This window comes from Marinobacter salicampi (genome assembly GCF_011074795.1).
GTDB lineage: Bacteria > Pseudomonadota > Gammaproteobacteria > Pseudomonadales > Oleiphilaceae > Marinobacter > Marinobacter salicampi.
The window spans coordinates 51726-72848 of sequence record NZ_JAAMPF010000016.1; the positions used below are offsets into that span (position 1 = coordinate 51726).

Below are 21123 nucleotides of genomic sequence, written 5' to 3' on the forward strand. Positions count from 1 at the left end.
AGACAGCGTCATATACTCACGGTTATTAAAAATCAGGTTGAGAGTGACGATGACTGAACCGCAATCCCGATTTTCAAAAAGTCAGCGTATCCTTGCAGGTTTTCTCGTGTGGTTGATGACATTTTCGCCGGTCATAGTGATGGCAGAAAATGCTCCTCGGTTGCCTCCTGCACAGGTAGGCAACGCTCAATCTGATTACTGGGGTAGTAAGTCGAACCCAAATTCAACGCAACGGGACCAGGGCGTAGCGGCAGGGAAGTTTGGCTCGCAAGTTGGAAAGTCCATTGGTGAAATGGCGGTACAACCTTCTTCCGGTAGCAATGGTTCTCTCAAGCTCGGTACAACAACTGACGAAGATGGCTTTACGTTCGAACGAGAGGCGGACGCTTCAAGTTTCTTTCCTGGCACAGCTGGCGGAGCAGAGCAGTCTGCGTCAGCAGCATTCCCTGGCGGGGACCAGCCAGATATCAATTCGTTGAAAAATGCAGGTGATGAAAGCCTCCGCCAAGATTCTCCAGGGTTCAAGTCGGCGCTCTATCAGGACGCACAGAAAAGCCAACCTGACACAGTCATGGGAGGGGCATATAAAGTTCTTTTGAACGACGCAAACCGAACCGAGCCGGATCTGCGTAACGACGCAAATTTCTCTCGTACCCGCGACACCTACGCACAAGCTCAAAGCGTTACAGAAGAGTTCTCAGACTGCTCTATCAGTAATCAGGTTCGACAAACCTCGAATCAAGTACGAGTTCCCGACTATAAATCATGTCAGAGAATTCAAGATAAATCAGAAGAATGCACGATTAAGCACGTCTACGGAACGGATGTGCTGGAGATTGCTAGTGGTGAAAATTTTAACCTAACCAAGTGCGACACCGGCAACTGTGTCCTTGGGTGGATAGGCAAAGTTGGCCACAACTATTGGGAGGGCAACTGCGCCGAATTCAATCAGCGTACTGCATTTAGAGTTCTGAATCCTGAGGCTATAGTTAAAGCGACCATAGATTACATTATTTTCGATGATGTTATGCAGCTCTATTTGGGGCCAGAGGGGGAGGAAGAAAAGATTTGGCAGGGGCCTGTAGACTACTGGCCACCGGATCATGGGTTGTCCTGTGAGCTGCGCACAAACGGGACAGCTTGGCCAAATATTGATGTTACTGAAAACTTCAAGAGCCTTGATCCGGGTGATGTGGTCAATTTCCGTATAAGGGTTGTCGTGGGGGGAAGAGGGGACGGTTATGCTCGTCTCAACATCCAGTACGATCCCGCCAAGCTCGTAGCGAAAGACCAGTGGGTTCCATCATCTCCTTCATGTATGGAGTCCGCTCTGGCCACTCACGATGATTATGTGGGCGGTGGCTACGAATGCACTGACCAGCCGCCCCTGGACTCCAACGGGTGTGCGACAAGCGCCACGGGCATTAAGATTTGCCCGAGCTACTTCGACGCCCCCCCGCTTAATGTTAATCCAACCTGCAAAGAAGTCACGGTCGATGCAAATTACTCATTTTACTCAGGGGATGCCTGCTATTTTGACCGTGATGGAAACGAAATATGCACGGAGATTCCAACTAAAGTCGGCGGCGGGGAGGTCACCAGCTGCAAGAAGTATGAAGATGACCAGCAATGCTCATTCGTTCAAAGCAATTGTGTTGAGGGGACCAAAGGTGAGGATTCCGGGAGTTGTTATATTCAAGATGAAACATGGGACTGTGGCGAATGGGTAGATGTCACTGATTATGAATCGGAAGAAAATATTCAGTGTGACGGCGAATTTCTTTGCCAGGGCGATAGCTGTGGTGACGTAGAGGACACGCAAAGCAACTCGTTTAATCGGGCTGCTGCGATGCTTCAGGCAGCCAATTTCATGGCTATGGACGGGGTGTGTGACGAGGTTGATGTAAACCAAAACCGAAATTGCACCGTGTTCCCTGGCAAGAGCATGGAGTGCAAAATTGTCGGCCTTCCTGAACTTGGCGTTGATGCTGTGGATTGCTGCGATCAACCAGTGGAGATAGGACCTGGTCAATACATAGGAACTATGGCCAGAATCGGCGTAATGGATGCCGCCTTTATGAATATCGACCCTAATATGACCATGGGGAGCGTGAAAGGGGCTTACACGACGCTCAGAGACCCTGTGACATCAGCATTCAGTGAAGTGACACAACCCTTTACTAACGCTGCGGAGACCGTGACAGGCCCGGTAAAGGATGCTATCGCTGAAAACATAACGCAGCCGATCGGTAATTTCCTTACGGAACTCAAAGCGAAGCTTTCAAAAGAGTTGGGGCAATTCTTCGGTGAGCAAGCAGTGCAAGGTGGTGCACAAACGGGCGCTGGTGCTGGTGCTAATGTAGGTACAGATGCCGTGGCTGGTGAGGCGGCAGGAGCGTTGGGCGCTGCCGGCAACATTATGTCCGCCGTAATGGGTGCCTATACAGCGGTCATGGTTGCTTATATGGCGCTGCAGATCATTTACGAATGCACTGAGGATGAGATCAACCTGGCAGTAAAGCGCGAACTAAAAGCGTGCTCCAAGGTTGGAAGTTACTGCAAGCAAGAAGTCTGTGTCGTGCCAACTACCTTTGGTTGTGCTGCAAAGGCCTGTGTAGAAGTAAGGGATGCGTACTGCTGCTACAACTCTCCACTGTCCCGTATCGTTATGGAGCAGGCAGGGCCTCAGTTGGGGCGAACTGGTAACAAAGGAATGGGAGGGGCTAAACATCCTCAATGCGGAGGCCTTCCGTTAGCGCAAATGGAAACGCTCGACTGGGACCAGATTGATTTGGGTGAGTGGACTGGCATTCTTCAAATGGAAGGAGCCCTGAAGACGAATCCAGCTGATCTGGATATTGAAAGCTTAACCGGGTCTGGGAATGCGTTTGCGATGCCGGACAAATATGGTGAACGAGATAACACGGAGGTAAGAACCAAGGACCGCCTTTCCGAGGGCTCGGTCGACGACATGAGAGTAGAGCAAGGACAGAGCTTCAGTTTCGATCCAGACTGATAGCGCTGGGGCACGCTTACAAGGCTGCCCGAAAGAGGCTTATTACCGCTCCAGCCAAAGAGAGATCACTTTGGAGACATCGAAGATAAGGCCAGTAACCATCGGGATAAACGTCGCAGTTTAACTGTCGTCTGTGGACAGATGTGCCCGGCAGACCTATAGTTCCAAAAAATTTAACAAAGGCTGTAGTTATGATTGGGTACTTGATGGCGCGAGCTGGATTTCCACATGTCGCGGGTGCTATCGCTATGATGCCAATAGGGCTTCTGCTTGGGATCTGGCTGGGTCCATACTTGCAATCATTCTTAGCAGCCTGGGGGCAGTTTTACGGCGACATACAATACGTATGGTGGCTCCCCGACAGTTGGTTTATAGCGTCCATAGTGGAGCTGTCTGAAAACACCGCGCGTGTTAGCTACACCTGGTTGCACGAAGTTCTGCAAGTAGCTCAGGATTGGCTGACGGTGAGGGACAATACGGCCGTAGTCCTTGTCTTGGCTGCGTATGTTATTGCTGAGTGCGGGATCTTTATGTACCTGTTAGTGAACCCGTATCGAAAAGGTCGCCAGCCATTTGATCCAAGGTAATTAGCCCCACCCTCGCATAAAAAAGATGAAGCTAAAAAAAGCGCCTTAGTGAAAACCGGGGCGCTTTTTTTGCGATAGAGCTGGAATTCAGGCGGCCTTAGCGTTCGCCTTCTTTTCAACCTTCGTATCAGCCTCGACTTTGGGTTTCGCTTTCGCCTTCTTTTCCTTCTGGTCGGCTTTAACGGCTTCCATCAACTCTGGGTCCATTCCTTCATCGGTCGGCTCCTCGCCTGCCACTGATTCGACCAACTCCTTCTTGCCAGAGTTGTAGGCTTCCTTACGGACCTTCCTCGACAGGCCGATGATGCGGCCGGCAACGTTGATCATGCGGCGGCTCCATTCAAAACGGGCGTTAGAGGCCTGCCGGTTGTCCAGAATCGAGTGCAGCCAAAGTGAGTCGATTATGCTGACCAGGTCATCCATGCGGCCTACTAGCCCGGTGAACTGGGCAAGATGCGGCGTGTTGATCTCCAGCTCATAGGTGACCTGGTTCGTATAGTCCGGGCTGATGCTGACCCCGTGTTGTTCTGCCAGCTGCTTCATCTGTTCAATTTTTGCTTCGATATCGGTGCTGGCGGCCTCGAAGTGCTTGTTCATAATTTCTTCAGCTTCGTCGACATGCTCGCGTTCGCCGATAGCGCGAAGAATGACTGAGATCTGGAAAAGGGATTCGGCCAGCTTCTCAAAACTGCGGGTCATTACTTTCTGTGCCGCCAATGTCGAGAGGCTGAGGTTTTGTTTGATGACGGGGGCACTTTTCGCCTTCCGATCGCCATCGATCTGTTTCATGAGAGCCATAACTTCCTCCGGTTTGTGTGAATATCACACAGAAATCGTACCCCTCGGGGCAGTCAATGATGGGCAAGAGGGTGCTAAAAAATGCACCACACTTAGCTCATGCGCTCTCATCTCATGATCGGTCAATTCGCATAGTGAATCCGCATGGTGGAACTACCTGGTACAGCAGGACAAAGCTAAAAATGTCTCGGGCGATCAAAAAAAACGCATCCACCTCCGGAAAAGATTCACCAAAGGCCTGTAATTTAGAGCCTGATCGAAGCGGGCCATGTCGGCTTCGAAACCGATTTCCTTTCCAGTGACGCTCACCGGGTTCAGTAATGTGAGCGCCACCCCTCCGATTTCTGTGCCGTTGGCACGAAACGGGTAGCTGACCCGACCAGTCCGGTAAGACCAGCAAATCAAAGAACCCTAAACGGGCTTTCACGATATGTTCCCGTTTAGGGAGCGTGTCTGAGGCCCTTCTGTGAAAAGAAAGGAGCAAAGACATGAAAAATTTTACCGACCAAACTATTTCCTTGGACGTTATCCGGGAAAAGTACGCCAAAGGTGCTGAGAAAAACCTGGATTCTGTTGCTGAGACCAAAGAGATGATCTTCGGTCGCGTTGCAGATGCCCTCGCTAAACCGGAGGCATCCGACAAGCAGGCAGAGATTCGTGAAGCATTCTTCCAGGCGTATTCAAGCGGACTGATCCCGGCTGGCCGTGTTGCTTCTGCAGCAGGCACGGACATCAAGGCGACTCTAATCAACTGTTTCGTACAGCCTGTTGGCGATGCGATACAGGGAATCGTTAACGGAAAGCCGGGCATCTACGATGCTCTGCGCCAGGCCGCTGAAACTATGCGTCGTGGTGGTGGTGTTGGTTACGCCTTTGGCGATATCCGTCCTCGTGGCGCATACGTCAAAGGGACTGCCAGCAACGCTTCCGGCCCAGTGAGCTACATGCACGTATTCGACAAGTCTTGCCAGACCGTTGAATCTGCCGGTGCTCGCCGTGGGGCGCAAATGGGTGTGCTTCGTATTGATCACCCTGACATCGAAGAGTTTGTGAATGCAAAGCAGACTCAAGGCGCTCTGACCAACTTCAACATCTCTGTCGGTGTTACCGAAGAGTTCATGCAGGCGTTGGTTGAGCAAAAGCCCTTCGAGCTATATCACGAGGCGGAACCTTCCGAGGAATTCAAGGAAGCGAACCCAGGTGTGTACCAGCGCGAAGATGGAATGTGGATCTACCGCACGATTGGTTCTCAGACTCTCTGGGACAGGGTCATGCAGAACACTTATGACGCGGCTGAGCCGGGGATTGTGTTTCTGACCAACATGAATCGGGACAATAATCTGTGGTACTGCGAAGTCATCGAGGCGACCAATCCCTGTGGCGAACAGCCTCTGCCGTCCTACGGTTGTTGCTGTTTGTCTTCAGTGAACCTGGCTGCTTTCGTAAGAGCCCCATTCCAGAAAAACGCGGAATTCGACTTTGAGGAGTTTTCAAAAGTAGTCCGTATCGGTGTCCGTACTCTGGATAACGTCCTGGAACTGACCTACTGGCCGTTGGAAGAGCAGCGTCAGGAGGCGATGAACAAGCGCAGAGTCGGTTTGGGCTATACGGGCCTCGGCGACGCGCTGATCATGCTCGGTCTGCGGTATGACCGCAAAGCCGGTCGCGACATGGCAGAGAAAATCTCTCGAGTTATGCGTGATGAGGCGTACCGGGCAAGTGTAGATCTGGCCAAGGAGAAGGGGGCGTTCCCGCTGTTCGATGCTGAGAAATACCTGGCATCGGGATTTGCGAAACGTCTGCCAAAAGATCTCCGGGCAGCTATCAAGAAACATGGAATTCGAAATTCTCACCTGATGTCTATTGCGCCCACTGGCACGATCAGTCTGGCCTTTGCAGATAACTCTTCAAACGGTCTGGAGCCCGCATTCAGCTGGTTTTATGATCGCAAGAAGCGTCTGGCGGATGGGGGTCACGCAATGTATCGCGTAGAAGATCACGCGTTCAGGGTGTATCGCGAAACCATGGGTATTGCACAAGAAGACGAGGAAGGCGTGAAACGTCTGGTGGGAGATCTTCCTGAGTCCTTTGTATCAGCGCTGCAAATCGAAGCGATTGATCACATGAGGATGATGGCGGTAATCCAGCCCTACGTAGATTCAGCCCTGAGCAAGACCGTAAATGTGCCTGAAGACTACCCGTTTGAGGCATTCAAGGATCTCTATCTTGAGGCCTGGAAAAGCGGATTGAAGGGTCTGGCCACGTTCCGTCCTAACTTCGTCACCGGGTCCGTGCTGAGCACGTCAGAAGAAACGCAGGATCTGGATCAGGATGATCCTGATCGTCGAATTCATCTGGATAAGACACCGGAGCCTGTACTGGCAAGCTTGCGCTGGCCGAGCCGCCCTGAAACGCCTGCGGGCAATCCATCCATGACATACACAGTCAATGCGCCGAATAGCCCGTTCGCGGTGTTTATCGGTCATCTCGAAAATGGCGAGAAGAAGCCATTTGAGGTCTGGGTAAATGGAGCGGAGCAGCCGCGTGGGATTGGGGCACTGGCGAAAACCTTGTCTACAGACATGCGGAGTTTTGACCGCAAATGGTTGCAGATGAAGCTGGATGCTTTGTCTCGCACTTCCGGGGAAGCCTTTGACATGGCGTTCCCACCGAAGGGTGAGGCGACCCTGGTGCCCTCAGCAACCGCAGCATTAGCTCGCCTGATCGAATACCGATGCAATGAACTTGGTGCGTTCGATGATCTGGAAGGTGCCGCGTCACCCATGGTGGATGCGCTTTTCAGTAAGAAGGAGCCCAAATCGGGTACTGACGGCACACTGTCTTGGACAGTGGACGTGAAAAATCCGGCAACTGGCGATGACTTCGTGTTGTTCATGAAAGAGCTGGTTATGCCTGACGGATCACACCGTCCTTACTCAGTCTGGATGGCTGGTAAGTATCCTGAGTCGTTTGATGGGCTTTGTAAGTCCCTCTCGATCGACATGAGGATAATTGACCCTGCATGGATTGCGAAAAAGCTCCGTTCACTGACCAAGTTCAAGGGTGCGCAGGAAGATTTCCTTGCCCGAGAGCCCGGCAGTGAAAAGCAGCAGAATCAGCCGTCCACGGTTGCATACGTGGCGAAGCTGGTCCTTCATCGATACAAGCAGCTCGGTATCCTCAACAAAGAGGGCTATCCGAACGAGGATATGGGTGTCATGGACACCGCGAACCCCGAAAGTTCGTTGAAGGCCAGGAAGTCTATGGTCGCGACAACGCCCGGAAAGCTGTGCCCAGAATGCGGTAACCACGCCATGATCAAGAAAGATGGCTGTGATTTCTGCACCTCTTGTGGCCACATCGGTTCATGCGGTTAAATTCACCTATGAGGGACGCGAAAGCGTCTCACCTCAACTTGCCTCAGCCCGGTCGACTTCGGTCGTCGGGGCTAGGCTTTTTTAGTCATCATCCGAATGGACTGCTATTCCCATGATGATTCTTGTGCCCCTGGCACAGAACGGGCAGCTGACCCGACCATACCGGTAAGTCCAGCACTTCAAATGTCCTAGATTAGGACACCCAACCCTGGCGGGGTTTTCTCCGTTAGGGGATGACTCCGCCTCCACTGAGTAGGAGTCATACCATGTCAAAAACCCTCGTTGTTGAAACCAATGCGGGATCACTGTTTGTCGAAGCGCCGAGCTTTGTAGCGGTGAAACTTACCTCACAGTTCATTGCCCGCCTTAAAGAGCTGCAGGACGTGTCAAACAGCCACGACCTGACTGAAGTGAGGTGTGACGTTGGCCTGGACTGGGAAGCGGTAGAGAGTGAAATGCTCTGCATGCCTGAGATGGTAGTCACCTCAGCGTCGTTCTGGTTCACCGCAGAGTTGAAATATGCGGAGGAAACCACTGTTCGTTCGCATAGCATCTCCTCGCTGTCCTGGAACCACCTGAAATCGCGATTCGAGGCACCGGACAAAGATAACCTTATGGTTGTTGCTCAGTCCGAAGACGAGCTTCGTGATCTCTATCTTGAAAAACTGGCAGCTGACGAAATCGTCTGATTTGCCGGCATCACACAAACCCCAACGGGGAGATCTTTCTCCCTGAGGGGAAGGTCTCTCCTCAAAAACTGAAAGGAGAGTCACATGGGCTTTTATAGCTACAAAACTGCAGACACCAAAGAATCCATCGCCAACCAGCACTCGGTGCGCGAATTACGCCCGGTGTACTTGCTCCAACCTGGTGGGAAACCTCCCATTGAAGAGCAGGTGTATGACGGTTATGGCGTGTTTGGTGGTGTGAATGCTATGAACTGGCTGGCGGAGGCTAATGCTGAAGCGCTGGGTTATGACACATCGAAACTTTCCGAGCAGGAAACCTTTCTGCTTGGGGTTTCGCTGGATTGCGGCCATGTCTGCGAAGACACGCAAACTGGCGAGTTCTGGCATATCTTCTCAGATGCTCGATCGCTTGTACCAGGTCATTTCGTTGCGAAGCGATTTGATGAGGTCATTCCCGAGCTTGGCGATTCAGCTAACAACCTGATGGAGTCCGGGAGGCTGGTGCATCGAGACATCGCTGATGTTGTCGGTGTGCCATACCCGTTGAAGTTCAGCTTCGACAAGAATGCGGTCTACGAAGACCTGCCCGCATCTGAGAGGTGTCCCGACCAGGGCTTCTTCTACGAAGACTGAACTTCACTCAACCCCGAGGGCGAATCCTACCCTCCGGGGTAGGGGGCCTTCCTTACACGCAAGAGGAGGTGACTCTAAATGCTTGAAAAGGGTGTGCTACGATTGCCTGAGATACGAAATCTCAAGGCGGTTTGTATGCCAACCATCAAACTCCGCTTTCACGAGCGGGACACGCTGCCAGACGCACTGGAGCGCAGAGCCAACGAACTCGACATCACTGTGGAGCAGCTGGTGAAGCGCTTTATCTGCACCGGCATGGAAGACTACGAAACTGAAGATGGCCCAGCCGAGCCGGGAGAGTCGTTAGACGACTTTCTGGTGAAGAACGGAGCATTGAAGGAAAAGTAGTCCTCACACTTCAATAATCGCCCATCGGGGCTGGAGGTAGCTATGTCTAACCTTTCGGCCCTTACGGGCTGCATTCTGTTTGCCTGGCTGCCAGAGGATGAAAATCCCCATCAGCCGGGCCCGAAGTTTCGACCAGTTCTTGTGGTTGATGCTGATCCTGAAGGGAAGCGACTGTGTCTCGCCTATGGGACGAGCCAGCGCGTAGACCAGAACGGGAAAGGCGAAATCACGTTCCGTCGAAATGAGATCGACGGTCTTGCGAAAGATACAAAGTTCTGCCTGGGGAAAACCAAATGGGTTCCCATGACAGCTGAGTATTTCTCAAAGACCACATCATCCGTTGGCCTGGCCGTTATAGGCTTTGTTCCGAAAAAGCGTACCAGGGAAATTCTGATGCGCCTTGAGGAAGTCATCGCGATTTGATCTTGATTACTTTCATTACGGGAGAGCTTAGCGCTACCCGACTATACCAACCCCCACGGGGCGAACCTTCGCCCTTACGGGGGAGGTTCGCTCCTGATCTCACAGGAGACGATCCATGAATAACATCACTCAAGTTGAACGCGCCAAGGCGGCAATGGCGAACATATCGCAGTCTCTGCAACTGCCAGCGCATTACCCTGAGGATTTCGATAAGGATCTTGAAACCTTGTCCAATTCGCTGGGTGGGAAGTGGCTGTGGTTATTGAGAACTTGTGGAACCGTGCTAGTGCCGTTGAATGTTGGTGTACACCCTGTCTACATCAACTACTGGCTTCAGGGCAGTCATGGCCAAAAAGTCGTTTGCTTTGTTGTCGATACCCATAGGGGACTCGTGACACAGGCGACGTTTGAAGAAGCGGAAAAGCTGATTGAACAGCCCCCGAAGAACCTCCATTCGAGCATGTCTCAGGAGCAGTTAGTGCATGCAGTGCATGCCGTCCTGGAGCATGGGTGTGAGCGGAGACTGTGGGGAATGTTTGAGTCACCAACCTCTATGGAGACGTTCAGTAGCTGGCAAGAATGGCAGTCTTACTTTCGCTCGATAGATAACAGTGTGATGGTCGATTTTATGGCCAAAGCCGTCCGATTTGCTCGGGCCAAACAAAACCTGCACGGGTACGCTTTGTAAGCTGACCTTAGAAGGAAAGTCCACGCGAACGCTGGACTCCATTGCAATAACCCCAACGGGGGATCGAGCTATCCCCGTGTTGGGGGTGGTTCGTTCCTCCTTCACGAAAAGAGGAATGACCAATGAACACTCAAACCGTACAAGAGCAAAGCAGCGAACTGGCGGACATGATGGAAGAGCGCGTTGATATAGAACGCTCTCCGATGATGGATTACCACGACGCGATCATTAAGAAGGTTTCGGACACTAAGTATCTGTTCGGTTACCTGGCGGACGATCAAGACGCGGAAAACCCGCTCACTGAGTGGGATGGAGTTGGAAGGATCTACTCCGCTCATCGTGATAGCAATACTCACAGTGAACTGCAGGAAGCGCTTGGCCTGGATAGTGATTGGGAGCCAGACTTAGGTCTGACCCATGACTTCCCGGCAGTGCTTCGCAAACACTGGATCGCGGCAGCTGCCGATGATTCGGACTTTCAGCAATGGTGCCGTGATGAGGGCCGGCCTCCACAGGACGAGTCTAAACTGGCTGCGTACTACCTCGACAAAGCCAAGCGTTTTTGGCGTGAGACAGGAGGCTGCGACCAGGTCTACTACAACGTGGACATGGAAATCTCGGACTTTGGCACTGCGACAGATCTTGCTGAAGTTGCAGCTCACGAGGAGCTTCTGGAAGCCGGCAAGATTGGCGATGTAGATCGGGTTGTCCTCGACTGCTACCAGCATTCAGGTGTTGCCTGGTCAGTCAGCGGTGAAGGAATGCAGTGTCGATTCGATACCGCGTCTGGAGCTGGGGTCTGGGTACCGGATGACTGCACTCGGGAAGAGATTCAACGGCGAGGAGAGAAGGTATATGCCTTCGGTAGCGTCGTTGAACTTCGCGGTTTGATGGGCGGTAAGCGCCTGCCATTTCTGTATAAACTGGACGATCAGTTTGGCGGAGTGGAATCCATGCGCTTTGAGACCTGGAGTGAAGCCTTTGAGGCCTTCCAGGGTTATATCAAGCACCACAAGCTGCGTCTGCCCAAGAAGAAATCCGAAAGGGAAGCGTGTATTGAGCGAGGCCGGACTCGGGCGAGAATTGAAATAGCCCGTGGCAGTGTTGAGTTATACAACGACTACCTTAACGGGAACGTGTTCGGGATCGTCATTGCGACCTTCGAGGTCGGGGAAGATGGCGAGCCGGTGCATATAGAAGATGATTCCGTGTGGGGCTTTTATGGAAATGATGATGCCTATCAAAGCTTGAAGGAAGAAATCGCCGCCCGGGACAACTGAGCCAGCTAAACCGCCACGCAGGGAAACCTGCTGGCGGTTTTTTTATGCTCCAATTCACCCCGTCGCGGTCAAAGAAATCGCTAGCTCTCGACCCAACTATGCCGGTTTATCGGTCATTGTTACGGTATCTTTCAATCACCGAGGAGCGAGCATTGAGTGAGATCGAACCGTTGTACAGCGAGGGAGGTCGGATGCACCAGGAGGGCTACGAGTGCGGCTTTCGCGGTATGGACCAAGATAACAATCCTTACCCCGAGGGGATCTGGACGTCAGAAGTATGGAGTGAAGGCTGGCGGCGGGGCGATCTTGAACGCCGGGCGCTGAGTGAGCCAATTTTGGTCTTCCCAGGGTAATTTAGCCAAAAGCAGTCAAAAAAAACGCATCCACTACTGGAAAAGTGCGTCAGGAATTCGATACATTTAACTCAACGACAGACATTGCTCCCTGCGCAAACGGCTATTCAGTTTTCGAACTGAAGATGCTTTGCAGGAGCATAGAAGAGCTAGCCTTGCTCTATAAATAGATGGCAATCCAGCAGCATTCGCTGAACTGGATCTATCACTCAACCCCAGGGGTTCTCTAACCCTAGGGTTATTGAACCTCTTCTGATATCGAGGTTCATATGTCTGATTTCATTACTGTTCTGTTTTTCGTAAGCCTTCCGATTCTGCTTATAGCAAGTTGTGTATTCGCCTTGGTGGGAATGTATAAAACTGCTAAAAGTGTTCGGATGAAGTGCTTCACTGCTAAGCCAGCGAATCACACTGCGAAATCGCAAGCTACTGCTAAGCCAGCTTCTTGTGCCACAGAATTGCCTACTCGCACTATTGCGGGTGAATGGTTTTCAGCTCCGGATGTATCGCATCTTGAGGCTCCTGCCTTCTTTCGGAAGCAGGCTGCGTAAAACCAAACTCTTTTAAACCCTGCCGGGGGTATTTACCCCCGCTGGGGGTAAGTGCCTCCTCTTTTCTAATGAGGAACTTGCCATGAAAAAGATCATCATCATTGCTGTTATTGCCGTTACCGTTCAGATGTCTTTCGCATTCAATGACTCTGCAGATAATGCAGCTGAGATTGCGGCGAACTCTGCTTGCGAGCTGCGCTACGAAAACAATGTTGATCTGATGTGCCCTTAATGGGCCATCAATGATCTAACCAGACACAGCCTTCCCGGTGTGTCTCCCACAGCCTCCTGGGCATGCCAAAAGTTGCGCATGCGCAAGTCAGGGGTCTCTGGGAGGCACACCGGGAGAGGCGCAAAATTGGCTTATGCCTATTTTGTGTATGCGTGCAATCGGGGAATAACCGTTTGCGTCTCTCTCTGGGGTGCCCTCTTTCAAATGGGGAGCCACCGGAGAAATGACTATGAACACCATGCACATCTACGATCACGAAAAAGCCTGCCTGTTTCTTGATAACGGCAAAGTTGTCCGGGTCCGGGACAAAGTCAAGCGCGAAGCTGACGAACTGCTGGAGCCGCTGACTGAAAAAGCTCGTAAAAAGGGCCTGATTGGTGAGAAGGACGTGGTGGTAACTTTTTCTGCGTGATCATCGAAGGGGCTCCATTCGTGGGGCCCCTTTTTTATTACCCGAGTGCTTTTCGGTTTGAGACAAACTCAAAAGCATTCACTCCCTCGCGGAGCGATCAGGCAGCTGGCCTGGATCTTACGATCAAGCACAGCACAACAAAAACCCAGACGGGGTATTCCCCGCTGGGGAAGCTCCGTCTTTAACCAACGGAGCGCCTATGAGAATTCCGACCACTTTTTTGAAATGGGTGGCAAACCTGTTTCAAAATTTCGGCATCGGCTTTTTTATGCTAGGGCTGGGTACCTTGCTCTTCGAGGACACCGTTAACAACAGCATTCCGGAGCAAACTGGAGCGTTGTTTATGGTTCTGAGTTGGGCACTGATCATCTTCAGTGGCCTAGTTGAAGCCTGGCTGGTCATTCGCGATAAGGGGAAGTAGATCTTGCTTTCTCTCGTGATAAACTGGCTAGGAATTTTAACGAGGTCGCTATGATGAGCGTTTACACAGCCTTGATAGGAACAGCGATCGCAGTGGCAATTTCGATAGCGTTGCCACTCGCTGCCGCCTACTTTATACAGCATAAACAGCCGAAATAAATTCTCGGGCTTTGGCCTGAATTTAAAAACCCCAATCGGGACACTACCTCCCGATGGGGGGTGGTGTCTCTCGCAATCAAAGGAGACATCTCATGTCCAACGAAACCGTCACCCGTCAAACCGTAGCCACTCCTGTAGCTGACCTGTTTGGCATCGACGCCCCCAAAAAGGTCACTGCAGATAAATTCGCAGATGACCAGAATCACCAGATCCCCAGGCAAGACGAGCACTATGTTTTCCGGAAGGAATTCGTGCGCGAAGTCCTTGCTTACATTCAAAAACCGCATAACGACGCCATGTTGGCCTTTGGTCATACGGGAACTGGTAAGAGCTCCGGCTTCAACCAGCTTCTTGCACGGCTGAACTATCCCACTGAGGAGGTCACCTGCTTTGAAGACATGCGGTATACCGACCTGGTAGGTCAGTTCGTTATGCGAGCTGAGCGTCCAGGTGAGCAGCCTCAGATGACGTGGGTCGATGGCCCTCTGACTCGTGCTGCTCGGTATGGTCATGCTTTGATCTTGAATGAGTGGGATCTCATGGAGCCAGGCGAACTCGCCGGGCTTAACGATCTGCTTGATGGTCGTCCGCTGATGATTTCCCAGAATGGTGGAGAGATCATCCACCCGCACCCAGACTTCCGCTTGTTTGCTACTGGCAACAGCGCCGGCTCCGGGGATGAAATGGGCCTTTACCAAGCGGTGAAGACTCAGAATCTTGCGGCAATGGACCGCTACCGGATAATTGAAGTGGATTATCCGGCTCCTGAAGTAGAAGAGGGCATTCTTGCGCGTGTTGCGCCCAAGCTGCATGAGGATCTTCGCAAGGGGATGGTCAAAGTAGCCAATGAGATCCGCGCTGTGTTCAAGGGTGAAAACCCCGAAGCACAGATTGGTATCACTATGTCCACACGGGTTCTCCGGCGCTGGGCCATGTTGACCCTGGATTTCAAAGGCGCAAAAAACTCCAGTGCTTACGCACTCGATATCGCTCTGCTGCGCAGAGCCGATAAAGAGGAAAGGGAAGCGGTCACTCGCATCTGCAAAGATGTGTTTGGTGAGCTCTGGGGCTGATTTGTGCGGTTAGCACTAAGCAGGTAACTGCCAGCCTGGGCATTTAGCCAAATTGGCAAACCACTACCCGTCAGGGGGATAACGCTCCCTGACGGGAGCGTTGTGCCTCTACGGGAATCGACATTCCTTCGGAGGAACAATGAATCAAGTAGCACAACAAACTGCAAACACAGCACCTCGCGGTGACCAGGCCAGATCGCTGGTCGCAAAGATGGCTGAGAAGTTCGGCGTTGATGGCGATAAGTTCATGGCCACCTTAAAGAGCACTGCCTTTAAGCAACGCGACGGCTCTGCACCAACCAATGAGCAAATGATGGCGCTGATGGTCGTTTCTGACCAGTACGGCCTGAATCCCTTCACTAAGGAAATCTACGCGTTTCCGGACAGGAACAACGGCATTGTGCCCGTTGTAGGGGTGGATGGCTGGAGCCGTATCATCAATCAGCACAAGCAGTTTGATGGTGTTGAGTTCCGGTACAGCGAAACCATGGTTCAAATGCCAGGTGCCCTTAGCAAAGCGCCAGAGTGGATCGAAGCGGTCTTGTACCGTAAAGATCGCTCACGACCCACGGTGGTTCGGGAGTATCTGGACGAATGCTATAAGCCACCTGGTACCTATGCAGGTCCGTGGCAGACTCACCCAAAGCGGTTCCTGCGTCACAAAGCCCTGATTCAGGGTGGGCGGATCGGTTTTGGCTTTGTCGGGATCTACGATCAAGACGAAGCGGAAAATATTATCGGTCAAACCATCGATAATGCTTCCGGACAGGTAATCCCAATGGCACCGAAGCGGGCTGCCGTCGAAATGAGTGACGATAAGTATGAGCAGTTCATCGAAACACTTATTCAACGCGGTAAAGCCGAAGGTTGCTGGCCTAGCATCATTCAGCTTCTGGATGAGCGATTCCAAAATAATCCGGCGCTTTTGCAGAACGCGAAGCAACGGGTGAATGCCGCTGAGCTGGAGACTCTGAACGCTGCTGAAGAGCAGACCGAGGAGAACCCGGAAGCGAAGCCGGCGAAAGCCACGAGAAAAGCCAAACCGGGGAAGTCGGCCAAGTCGACCAATTCGGAAGAGCAGCCGCCCGTTGGCGAGTATCCAGGAGCCGAAACTGAAGCAGAGCAATCTGCAGATAACGGTCCTCAGGGTTCACTCGATATGGGCTAATCAAACCAGTGTGCCAGCCCTCGGGCTGGCCTCTGTAATCACCAGATCTGCGGAAGCGAATACCCTAGCGGCATTGCTTGCGTACCTCGTCCTTTTGGACAGCTCCACCACAACCAGGTCCAGTCGATCCTTCGGGTTTGGCCGGATCTCCTTTTAAGGAGGTTTTATGAAAATAGTCACGTTCGGCCAACGAACGCATGAATGGTTGCAGTGGCGAAAGGAGGGTGTAACAGCCTCTGAAGCTGCAATCATCATGGATGACTCACCCTACATGACGCCCTGGCGTCTCTGGGCTGAAAAAGTCGGCCTGGCAGAGCCAGATGACCTGTCGAAAAACCCCTTTGTCCAATATGGCATTGAGCATGAGGACGTGGCAAGACAGGCCTTCGAAGAGCTGCACCCCGGCGAAGTGGCATTGCCTTTATGCGCAGAATCCAGCGAAGAGTCGGTGCTGCGAGCGTCTTTTGACGGTGTAATCAGCCGAAAGAGGCCGGTAGAACTGAAGTGTCCGGCTTCAAAGACGTTTGGCGATGTAATTCAGTACGGAACTGAGTCAGCGCCTTACAAGCTGTACTGGCACCAGGTTCAGCACCAGATGTACGTGTCTGGGGCTGACGAAGGGTTCTTGGTGTTCTACCACGAGAGCCGCGATCTCAAAGTCTTCCGGATTGTTCGTGACGATCTTTATCTCGCTCGACTGGTCAAGAAGGCAAAGGAGTTCCGTGATCGCGTCTTAAAGGGCAATCCGCCTGAGAAAATTCCAGAGCGGGATATCCTTATCCCAACCGGCAATTGTGCCGAAAAGTGGGTTGAGGCGTCTGAAACCGTGAAGGTGTACGACGCAGAAATAAAATCGTTGCAGAAGAAGATCGATGAGCACAAAGCCGCTCGTAAAGACGCGGAAGACACGCTCAAAGGGCTTCTAGGCGAATACCACACTGGGGAATACAACGGCGTTCGCGTTAACCGTTATTTCCGTGAAGGTAAGGTCAACTACAACGAGTTTTTGCGTGACAAGCATCCGGATGCGGATCTCTCTTCACTCTCGCAGTACAAAGAGCAGGCGAAAGAGGTTTACCGGATAACGGTGACAGATAACGCTCTGCCAAAATGGAGTCGCGACGAATCAGCCATTGATGAGGTTGAGGAAATCAAAGACACCTACGAGCAGAGTCTGTTCTGGTGATACGAAGCGGGGGTTTTCCCCCGCTGAGTATTTCCCCGCTAAATGGGCAAAAAAAACACGCCTTCTTTAGCCAACCTTTACAGAATTTGCAGCAAGATAGCACTGAGTCTATTTCGGTTTGAGGTATCAAACTCAAATGGATTCACTCCCTCGCGGAGCGATCAGGCAGCTGACCTGACCTTTTGGTAAAGCAGCACTTCAAAAATAACCCATTTGGGGGCACTGACCCCCGATGGGGGTTTTTGTGCCTCCTCTATCCGAGGAGTTTACAATGACTACTGAGATCAAAGATCTTGAAAAGCTGGTACTGGTTAATCTGGACATCGATATCTGGAGCGGCCAGGCCAAGCTACAAGCCTCCGATCTGAAACGGATTTCCGTTGAAGATCTCCCCCCCGAAAGTCTTGCTTCACTCGGCTCAAAGCGTCTCTGCAGTAAAGAACACCTCCGTGTGTTCTCAACACTCAAGACGCGAGCTGTTCGAGCGGTGTTGGACTTTGGCGAACCCTTCCTGGGCGGCTATGCCTATCCTGCAAGCCGGATCAGGGATTTGGAATCACAGCTGGCGGGTATTGAACTTGAGTACCAGGCTGAGAAAACTAAGTTCCTGAACATCTATGACCGTGCGGTAGGTGATTGGATCAGTGAAAACCCGGATTACGCCGATGCGATCCGAGCTGGGGCTCTGTCCCGAGAAGAAGTCAGTGAACGGCTGAACTTCGGTTTTCAGATCATTAATGTGTCACCGACCCAATCGACAGATGCCCAAGACCGGCTGAAAAAGTCAGTTCGCGGTGTTGGCGATGCGCTTGTTGATGAGATTGTGAAGAAAGCCAACGAGTTCTTTGAAAAGAGACTGGTGGGTAATGAGCAAGTCTCAACGCAGACGCAAACCACGCTGAGAAACATGCGGGACAAAGTGTCCGGCATGGCATTTCTGAACGGCAACCTCGTCATCATGGAGCAGCTGCTCAACGAAATGTTGAAGGGGTACGAATCGCATCGCGGGAGCAAGCATGTGACTGGTGAGGATTACAATCGAATCCTGGCCGCCACGCTGATTCTGAGCGATCGCAACAAACTTGAACGCTGTGCGAGTGGTGATTTGAGCCTCGAAGGGCTTCTCGAATCCATGTCGCAACGCAATGAGGAAGAAAAAGAACCTGAAGCCGAGGAGTCGGGTGATGACGCTCAAGCGGATAACGAACCGCCAGAGCAAGGCACTCAAGCAGCACCTGCTGCAGATTCCGAGGAAGAAGACGATTACTTCTTCTAAACAACCCTGAGGGGACGCGTTCTCCTCAGGGGGAGCGTGTCTCCGTTTCCTGGAGATGTGCCATGCGTAACCACGGACAAGATCCGATCAGTCGCTCCATTCCTATTGTCGCCACAGCTTATGCCCGGAAATTCGGGATCAAGATTGGTATCGGTGGGGGAGAGGCGTTTACAGACGGCGATCACATTCAGTTGCCGTCTATCCCAGAAGACTATCCCTACAAGGATGCCTTGTGGGGCTTTCTCGCACACGAAGCCTCTCATGTTCGTTATACGGACTTCGGCGTTGAAGCGCCGAATGACTACCATCACTCGCTGATGAATAGTCTGGAGGACGGACGCATAGAGCTAAAGTTCATCCGGGAGTATCCGGGTGCAAAAGAAACTCTCGATGAAGCGCTCCGGTTATTCGTGTTCCAAGGCAAGATGGAAAAGCCAGATGGCTCAGAACATCCTGCCCAGATCTTGTCAGCATACGTGCTGTACTGGGTCCGAAATCAGTGGCGCGGTCAGACCATACTGAATGACCAATATGCTGCTGCAGCTCAAGCCATGGACACCGTGTTCCCTGCGGATGTCTTGGCCAAACTCAACGTAATACTTGCTGGAGCTCCGAATCTTCAGAGCACGTCCGACGTGAAAGCGATGGTCGATACCATTCTTGAACTGTTCAAGGATGAAGCCCCTGAAGAACAGCCGGATGAAAAGCCGGATGAGAACGCGGAGAAACAACCTGAGAAAGGGGATTCAGATTCCAATGATCAGGATGGTGACAGCAAGGATTCCGGTAACGGTGATTCTGGAGATGACCAGGACGACTCGAAATCTGGTTCCTCTGGTTCGAATTCGGATCAGAAGGGTGATGGTGAGAGTGGTCAAGATGGCCAAGGCGGTTCTTCAGGGGATAAATCTGAGTCAAACGATGGGCAGTCCGGCTCCTCCGGCGGGTCTGGCCAGAACGACAAAGACCAATCCTCACGAGACCAAAAGCCCGCTGATGGCTCAGGCGATCAGAATGGCCAGCAAAGTGCTGGCTCAGGGCAACCATCTGGTTCCGGCCAGGCCGGCCAACAGGGCGGTCCTGGATCAGGAGGTCAGAAGGGGCAGAATCTAAGGCTGGTTCAAGAGGGAACAGCTAAGCACGCAGCTCCGGATGTCTTTGGTGAAATCAAAGAAGATCTCCAAACCGTTGCTAAAGGAAACCCGAAGAAAAACGTGCTGCTACCTCCGGATGCTGTGCCTGTGGGTTCCCTCTCGGAAGCTCAGGCAAACGAGCTCGAAACTCGGGCCCGCAGCACCACGGTCGCTCTTCGAAAGCAGCTGATGGCCCTTGTCCAATCCAAGGATAAGGTTCAGAAGCGCTACGACAAGCAGGGGCTGAAGGTAGCATCGAATCGCTTATCTGGCGTTACAGGCGGTGATTTCCGGATCTTCCGTCGGGAAAAGCGTACGAAAAAGGTGAATACCGCCGTTCATGTTCTGCTTGATGCCTCAGGCAGTATGAGAGGAGAGGAAATCATCGTCGCCAACGAAGCTGCGTTGGCGATTGCGCAAGCGCTAGAAGCGATACCACGCGTTTCAGTGGCAGTAACAGCGTTTCAAGGTGGGGTGGCAAGCCCGGTCTTCGAAATGCTGAAACACAACCAGACCGCCCGCGCTAATGCAGGTCGGTTTGCGGTTGGAGCAAGTGGAGGCACGCCGTTAGCTCCCGCGCTCTGGCACGCAGCCCGCGATCTTTGCAGTCGCAGAGAAGAGCGGAAAATTGTGATGGTGATAACTGATGGGATGCCGGCCATGCCGGATGAAACCAAACACGTTATTTCTCTCATGCAGCGTAGTGGGTATGAAGTGGTTGGCGTCGGCATTGGAACCAATATTGTCGGCAGCTTCATTTCAGATCATTGCGTTATCCAAAATGCTAGCGATCTCAAGCACAGTCTATTCGATATCTTTCGGAAAAAACTGGCCGCTTGAACCTGGCTTTTCCCTGTGGGGGTGCATTCCCCCGCAGGGGAAGTGCGCCTCCTCTGCCTATGAGGAGTTATGTAATGGGCGCACAAAGCCGGATTGAGAGCAGCGATGCTCAACTATCCTTCGAAATGACGCACCTGATGGAGCTTCAAAAGCCCGCCAGGTGGACGGAAGCCAATGTAGAGATGCTTCGTTCCAAATTGCTCGTGACGACCGTTCGAGAAATCGCCGATCGGCGAACCTCGAAAAGGGTTGTTACGGAAGTTTGGGACTGGATTCTCTCGGATGATGTTCATCCGTTCTCTTTCCGAGTCTGCTGTGAGTCCTCTGATCTGGACCCACTGAAGATGAGGGAGGCACTTACTTCGCTGTACCGGACGCTCTCGCGTCGGGATCTGGCGGTTAAAGTGGACCTTGAAGCAATGCTAAAGGTCGCGAGCGCATAAACTAAAACCCAACGGGGGTCACGATCCCCGCTGGGGGA

The 21123-nt window shown here is 52.3% G+C and carries 19 protein-coding genes; 18 read left to right on the forward strand and 1 reads right to left on the reverse strand.

Annotated features, from left to right (window positions below):
• Positions 1-49: 49 nt before the first annotated feature.
• On the forward strand, positions 50-3016 hold the full coding sequence (gene traN, locus G7W63_RS08250; RefSeq protein ID WP_166256005.1) for a conjugal transfer mating pair stabilization protein TraN: 2967 nt from the start codon (positions 50-52) through the stop codon (positions 3014-3016).
• Positions 3017-3690: 674 nt separating this feature from the next.
• Here the strand turns inward: traN and G7W63_RS08255 are convergent.
• Positions 3691-4392, reverse strand: coding sequence for a hypothetical protein (locus G7W63_RS08255; protein WP_166256008.1), 702 nt, complete (start codon positions 4390-4392; stop codon positions 3691-3693).
• A 497-nt stretch (positions 4393-4889) separates the two neighbouring features.
• On the opposite strand from G7W63_RS08255, the gene G7W63_RS08260 reads away from it, so the two are divergent.
• From G7W63_RS08260 to G7W63_RS08335, 17 genes are all read left to right on the forward strand, one after another.
• Positions 4890-7778 (forward strand): adenosylcobalamin-dependent ribonucleoside-diphosphate reductase, encoded by a 2889-nt coding sequence (locus G7W63_RS08260; RefSeq protein ID WP_166256011.1) that lies wholly within the window; start codon positions 4890-4892, stop codon positions 7776-7778.
• Positions 7779-8044: 266 nt separating this feature from the next.
• Positions 8045-8467: a hypothetical protein gene (locus tag G7W63_RS08265; protein WP_166256014.1), complete on the forward strand. Its 423-nt coding sequence runs from the start codon at positions 8045-8047 to the stop codon at positions 8465-8467.
• An 84-nt stretch (positions 8468-8551) separates the two neighbouring features.
• Entirely contained in the window at positions 8552-9100 is a 549-nt protein-coding gene (locus G7W63_RS08270) for a hypothetical protein (protein WP_166256017.1), read from the forward strand.
• A gap of 135 nt (positions 9101-9235) precedes the next feature.
• Positions 9236-9448, forward strand: a complete 213-nt coding sequence (locus G7W63_RS08275; RefSeq protein WP_166256020.1) for a hypothetical protein — start codon at positions 9236-9238, stop codon at positions 9446-9448.
• Between the two features lie 42 nt (positions 9449-9490).
• Complete coding sequence (locus G7W63_RS08280) at positions 9491-9871, forward strand: toxin of addiction system (protein WP_166256023.1); 381 nt, start codon at positions 9491-9493, stop codon at positions 9869-9871.
• A gap of 115 nt (positions 9872-9986) precedes the next feature.
• A complete protein-coding gene (locus G7W63_RS08285; protein WP_166256026.1) occupies positions 9987-10559 on the forward strand; it encodes a hypothetical protein in 573 nt (190 codons plus the stop codon).
• Positions 10560-10681: 122 nt separating this feature from the next.
• Complete coding sequence (locus G7W63_RS08290; protein WP_166256028.1) at positions 10682-11839, forward strand: hypothetical protein; 1158 nt, start codon at positions 10682-10684, stop codon at positions 11837-11839.
• A 191-nt stretch (positions 11840-12030) separates the two neighbouring features.
• A complete protein-coding gene (locus G7W63_RS20205; protein WP_423202285.1) occupies positions 12031-12192 on the forward strand; it encodes a ribosome modulation factor in 162 nt (53 codons plus the stop codon).
• A 633-nt stretch (positions 12193-12825) separates the two neighbouring features.
• On the forward strand, positions 12826-12975 hold the full coding sequence (locus G7W63_RS08295; RefSeq protein ID WP_166256030.1) for a hypothetical protein: 150 nt from the start codon (positions 12826-12828) through the stop codon (positions 12973-12975).
• A gap of 229 nt (positions 12976-13204) precedes the next feature.
• Positions 13205-13387, forward strand: a complete 183-nt coding sequence (locus G7W63_RS08300; protein ID WP_166256033.1) for a hypothetical protein — start codon at positions 13205-13207, stop codon at positions 13385-13387.
• A 199-nt stretch (positions 13388-13586) separates the two neighbouring features.
• Positions 13587-13808 carry a hypothetical protein gene (locus tag G7W63_RS08305; RefSeq protein ID WP_166256036.1) on the forward strand — a complete coding sequence of 74 codons (222 nt, stop codon included), beginning with the start codon at positions 13587-13589 and terminating at the stop codon, positions 13806-13808.
• A 250-nt stretch (positions 13809-14058) separates the two neighbouring features.
• Complete coding sequence (locus G7W63_RS08310) at positions 14059-15039, forward strand: AAA family ATPase (protein WP_166256039.1); 981 nt, start codon at positions 14059-14061, stop codon at positions 15037-15039.
• 139 nt (positions 15040-15178) lie between these two features.
• Positions 15179-16207: a phage recombination protein Bet gene (gene bet, locus G7W63_RS08315; protein WP_166256042.1), complete on the forward strand. Its 1029-nt coding sequence runs from the start codon at positions 15179-15181 to the stop codon at positions 16205-16207.
• A gap of 166 nt (positions 16208-16373) precedes the next feature.
• Positions 16374-17393 carry a YqaJ viral recombinase family nuclease gene (locus tag G7W63_RS08320; protein ID WP_166256045.1) on the forward strand — a complete coding sequence of 340 codons (1020 nt, stop codon included), beginning with the start codon at positions 16374-16376 and terminating at the stop codon, positions 17391-17393.
• A 271-nt stretch (positions 17394-17664) separates the two neighbouring features.
• The gene (locus G7W63_RS08325; RefSeq protein WP_166256048.1) at positions 17665-18669 is read left to right on the forward strand and encodes a DUF3150 domain-containing protein; all 1005 of its coding nucleotides are present in this window, start codon (positions 17665-17667) and stop codon (positions 18667-18669) included.
• A gap of 62 nt (positions 18670-18731) precedes the next feature.
• On the forward strand, positions 18732-20642 hold the full coding sequence (locus G7W63_RS08330; RefSeq protein ID WP_166256051.1) for a cobaltochelatase CobT-related protein: 1911 nt from the start codon (positions 18732-18734) through the stop codon (positions 20640-20642).
• Between the two features lie 74 nt (positions 20643-20716).
• A complete protein-coding gene (locus tag G7W63_RS08335) occupies positions 20717-21085 on the forward strand; it encodes a hypothetical protein (protein ID WP_166256054.1) in 369 nt (122 codons plus the stop codon).
• The last annotated feature ends 38 nt before the right edge of the window (positions 21086-21123 follow it).

Excerpts from the sequence above, each read along its gene's own strand:
- traN (WP_166256005.1), top strand. The coding sequence starts at position 50 with ATGACTGAACCGCAATCCCGATTTTCAAAAAGTCAGCGTATCCTTGCA.
- G7W63_RS08255 (WP_166256008.1), bottom strand. The coding sequence starts at position 4,392 with ATGAAACAGATCGATGGCGATCGGAAGGCGAAAAGTGCCCCCGTCATC.
- G7W63_RS08260 (WP_166256011.1), top strand. The coding sequence starts at position 4,890 with ATGAAAAATTTTACCGACCAAACTATTTCCTTGGACGTTATCCGGGAA.
- G7W63_RS08265 (WP_166256014.1), top strand. The coding sequence starts at position 8,045 with ATGTCAAAAACCCTCGTTGTTGAAACCAATGCGGGATCACTGTTTGTC.
- G7W63_RS08270 (WP_166256017.1), top strand. The coding sequence starts at position 8,552 with ATGGGCTTTTATAGCTACAAAACTGCAGACACCAAAGAATCCATCGCC.
- G7W63_RS08275 (WP_166256020.1), top strand. The coding sequence starts at position 9,236 with ATGCCAACCATCAAACTCCGCTTTCACGAGCGGGACACGCTGCCAGAC.
- G7W63_RS08280 (WP_166256023.1), top strand. The coding sequence starts at position 9,491 with ATGTCTAACCTTTCGGCCCTTACGGGCTGCATTCTGTTTGCCTGGCTG.
- G7W63_RS08285 (WP_166256026.1), top strand. The coding sequence starts at position 9,987 with ATGAATAACATCACTCAAGTTGAACGCGCCAAGGCGGCAATGGCGAAC.
- G7W63_RS08290 (WP_166256028.1), top strand. The coding sequence starts at position 10,682 with ATGAACACTCAAACCGTACAAGAGCAAAGCAGCGAACTGGCGGACATG.
- G7W63_RS20205 (WP_423202285.1), top strand. The coding sequence starts at position 12,031 with ATGCACCAGGAGGGCTACGAGTGCGGCTTTCGCGGTATGGACCAAGAT.
- G7W63_RS08295 (WP_166256030.1), top strand. The coding sequence starts at position 12,826 with ATGAAAAAGATCATCATCATTGCTGTTATTGCCGTTACCGTTCAGATG.
- G7W63_RS08300 (WP_166256033.1), top strand. The coding sequence starts at position 13,205 with ATGAACACCATGCACATCTACGATCACGAAAAAGCCTGCCTGTTTCTT.
- G7W63_RS08305 (WP_166256036.1), top strand. The coding sequence starts at position 13,587 with ATGAGAATTCCGACCACTTTTTTGAAATGGGTGGCAAACCTGTTTCAA.
- G7W63_RS08310 (WP_166256039.1), top strand. The coding sequence starts at position 14,059 with ATGTCCAACGAAACCGTCACCCGTCAAACCGTAGCCACTCCTGTAGCT.
- bet (WP_166256042.1), top strand. The coding sequence starts at position 15,179 with ATGAATCAAGTAGCACAACAAACTGCAAACACAGCACCTCGCGGTGAC.
- G7W63_RS08320 (WP_166256045.1), top strand. The coding sequence starts at position 16,374 with ATGAAAATAGTCACGTTCGGCCAACGAACGCATGAATGGTTGCAGTGG.
- G7W63_RS08325 (WP_166256048.1), top strand. The coding sequence starts at position 17,665 with ATGACTACTGAGATCAAAGATCTTGAAAAGCTGGTACTGGTTAATCTG.
- G7W63_RS08330 (WP_166256051.1), top strand. The coding sequence starts at position 18,732 with ATGCGTAACCACGGACAAGATCCGATCAGTCGCTCCATTCCTATTGTC.
- G7W63_RS08335 (WP_166256054.1), top strand. The coding sequence starts at position 20,717 with ATGGGCGCACAAAGCCGGATTGAGAGCAGCGATGCTCAACTATCCTTC.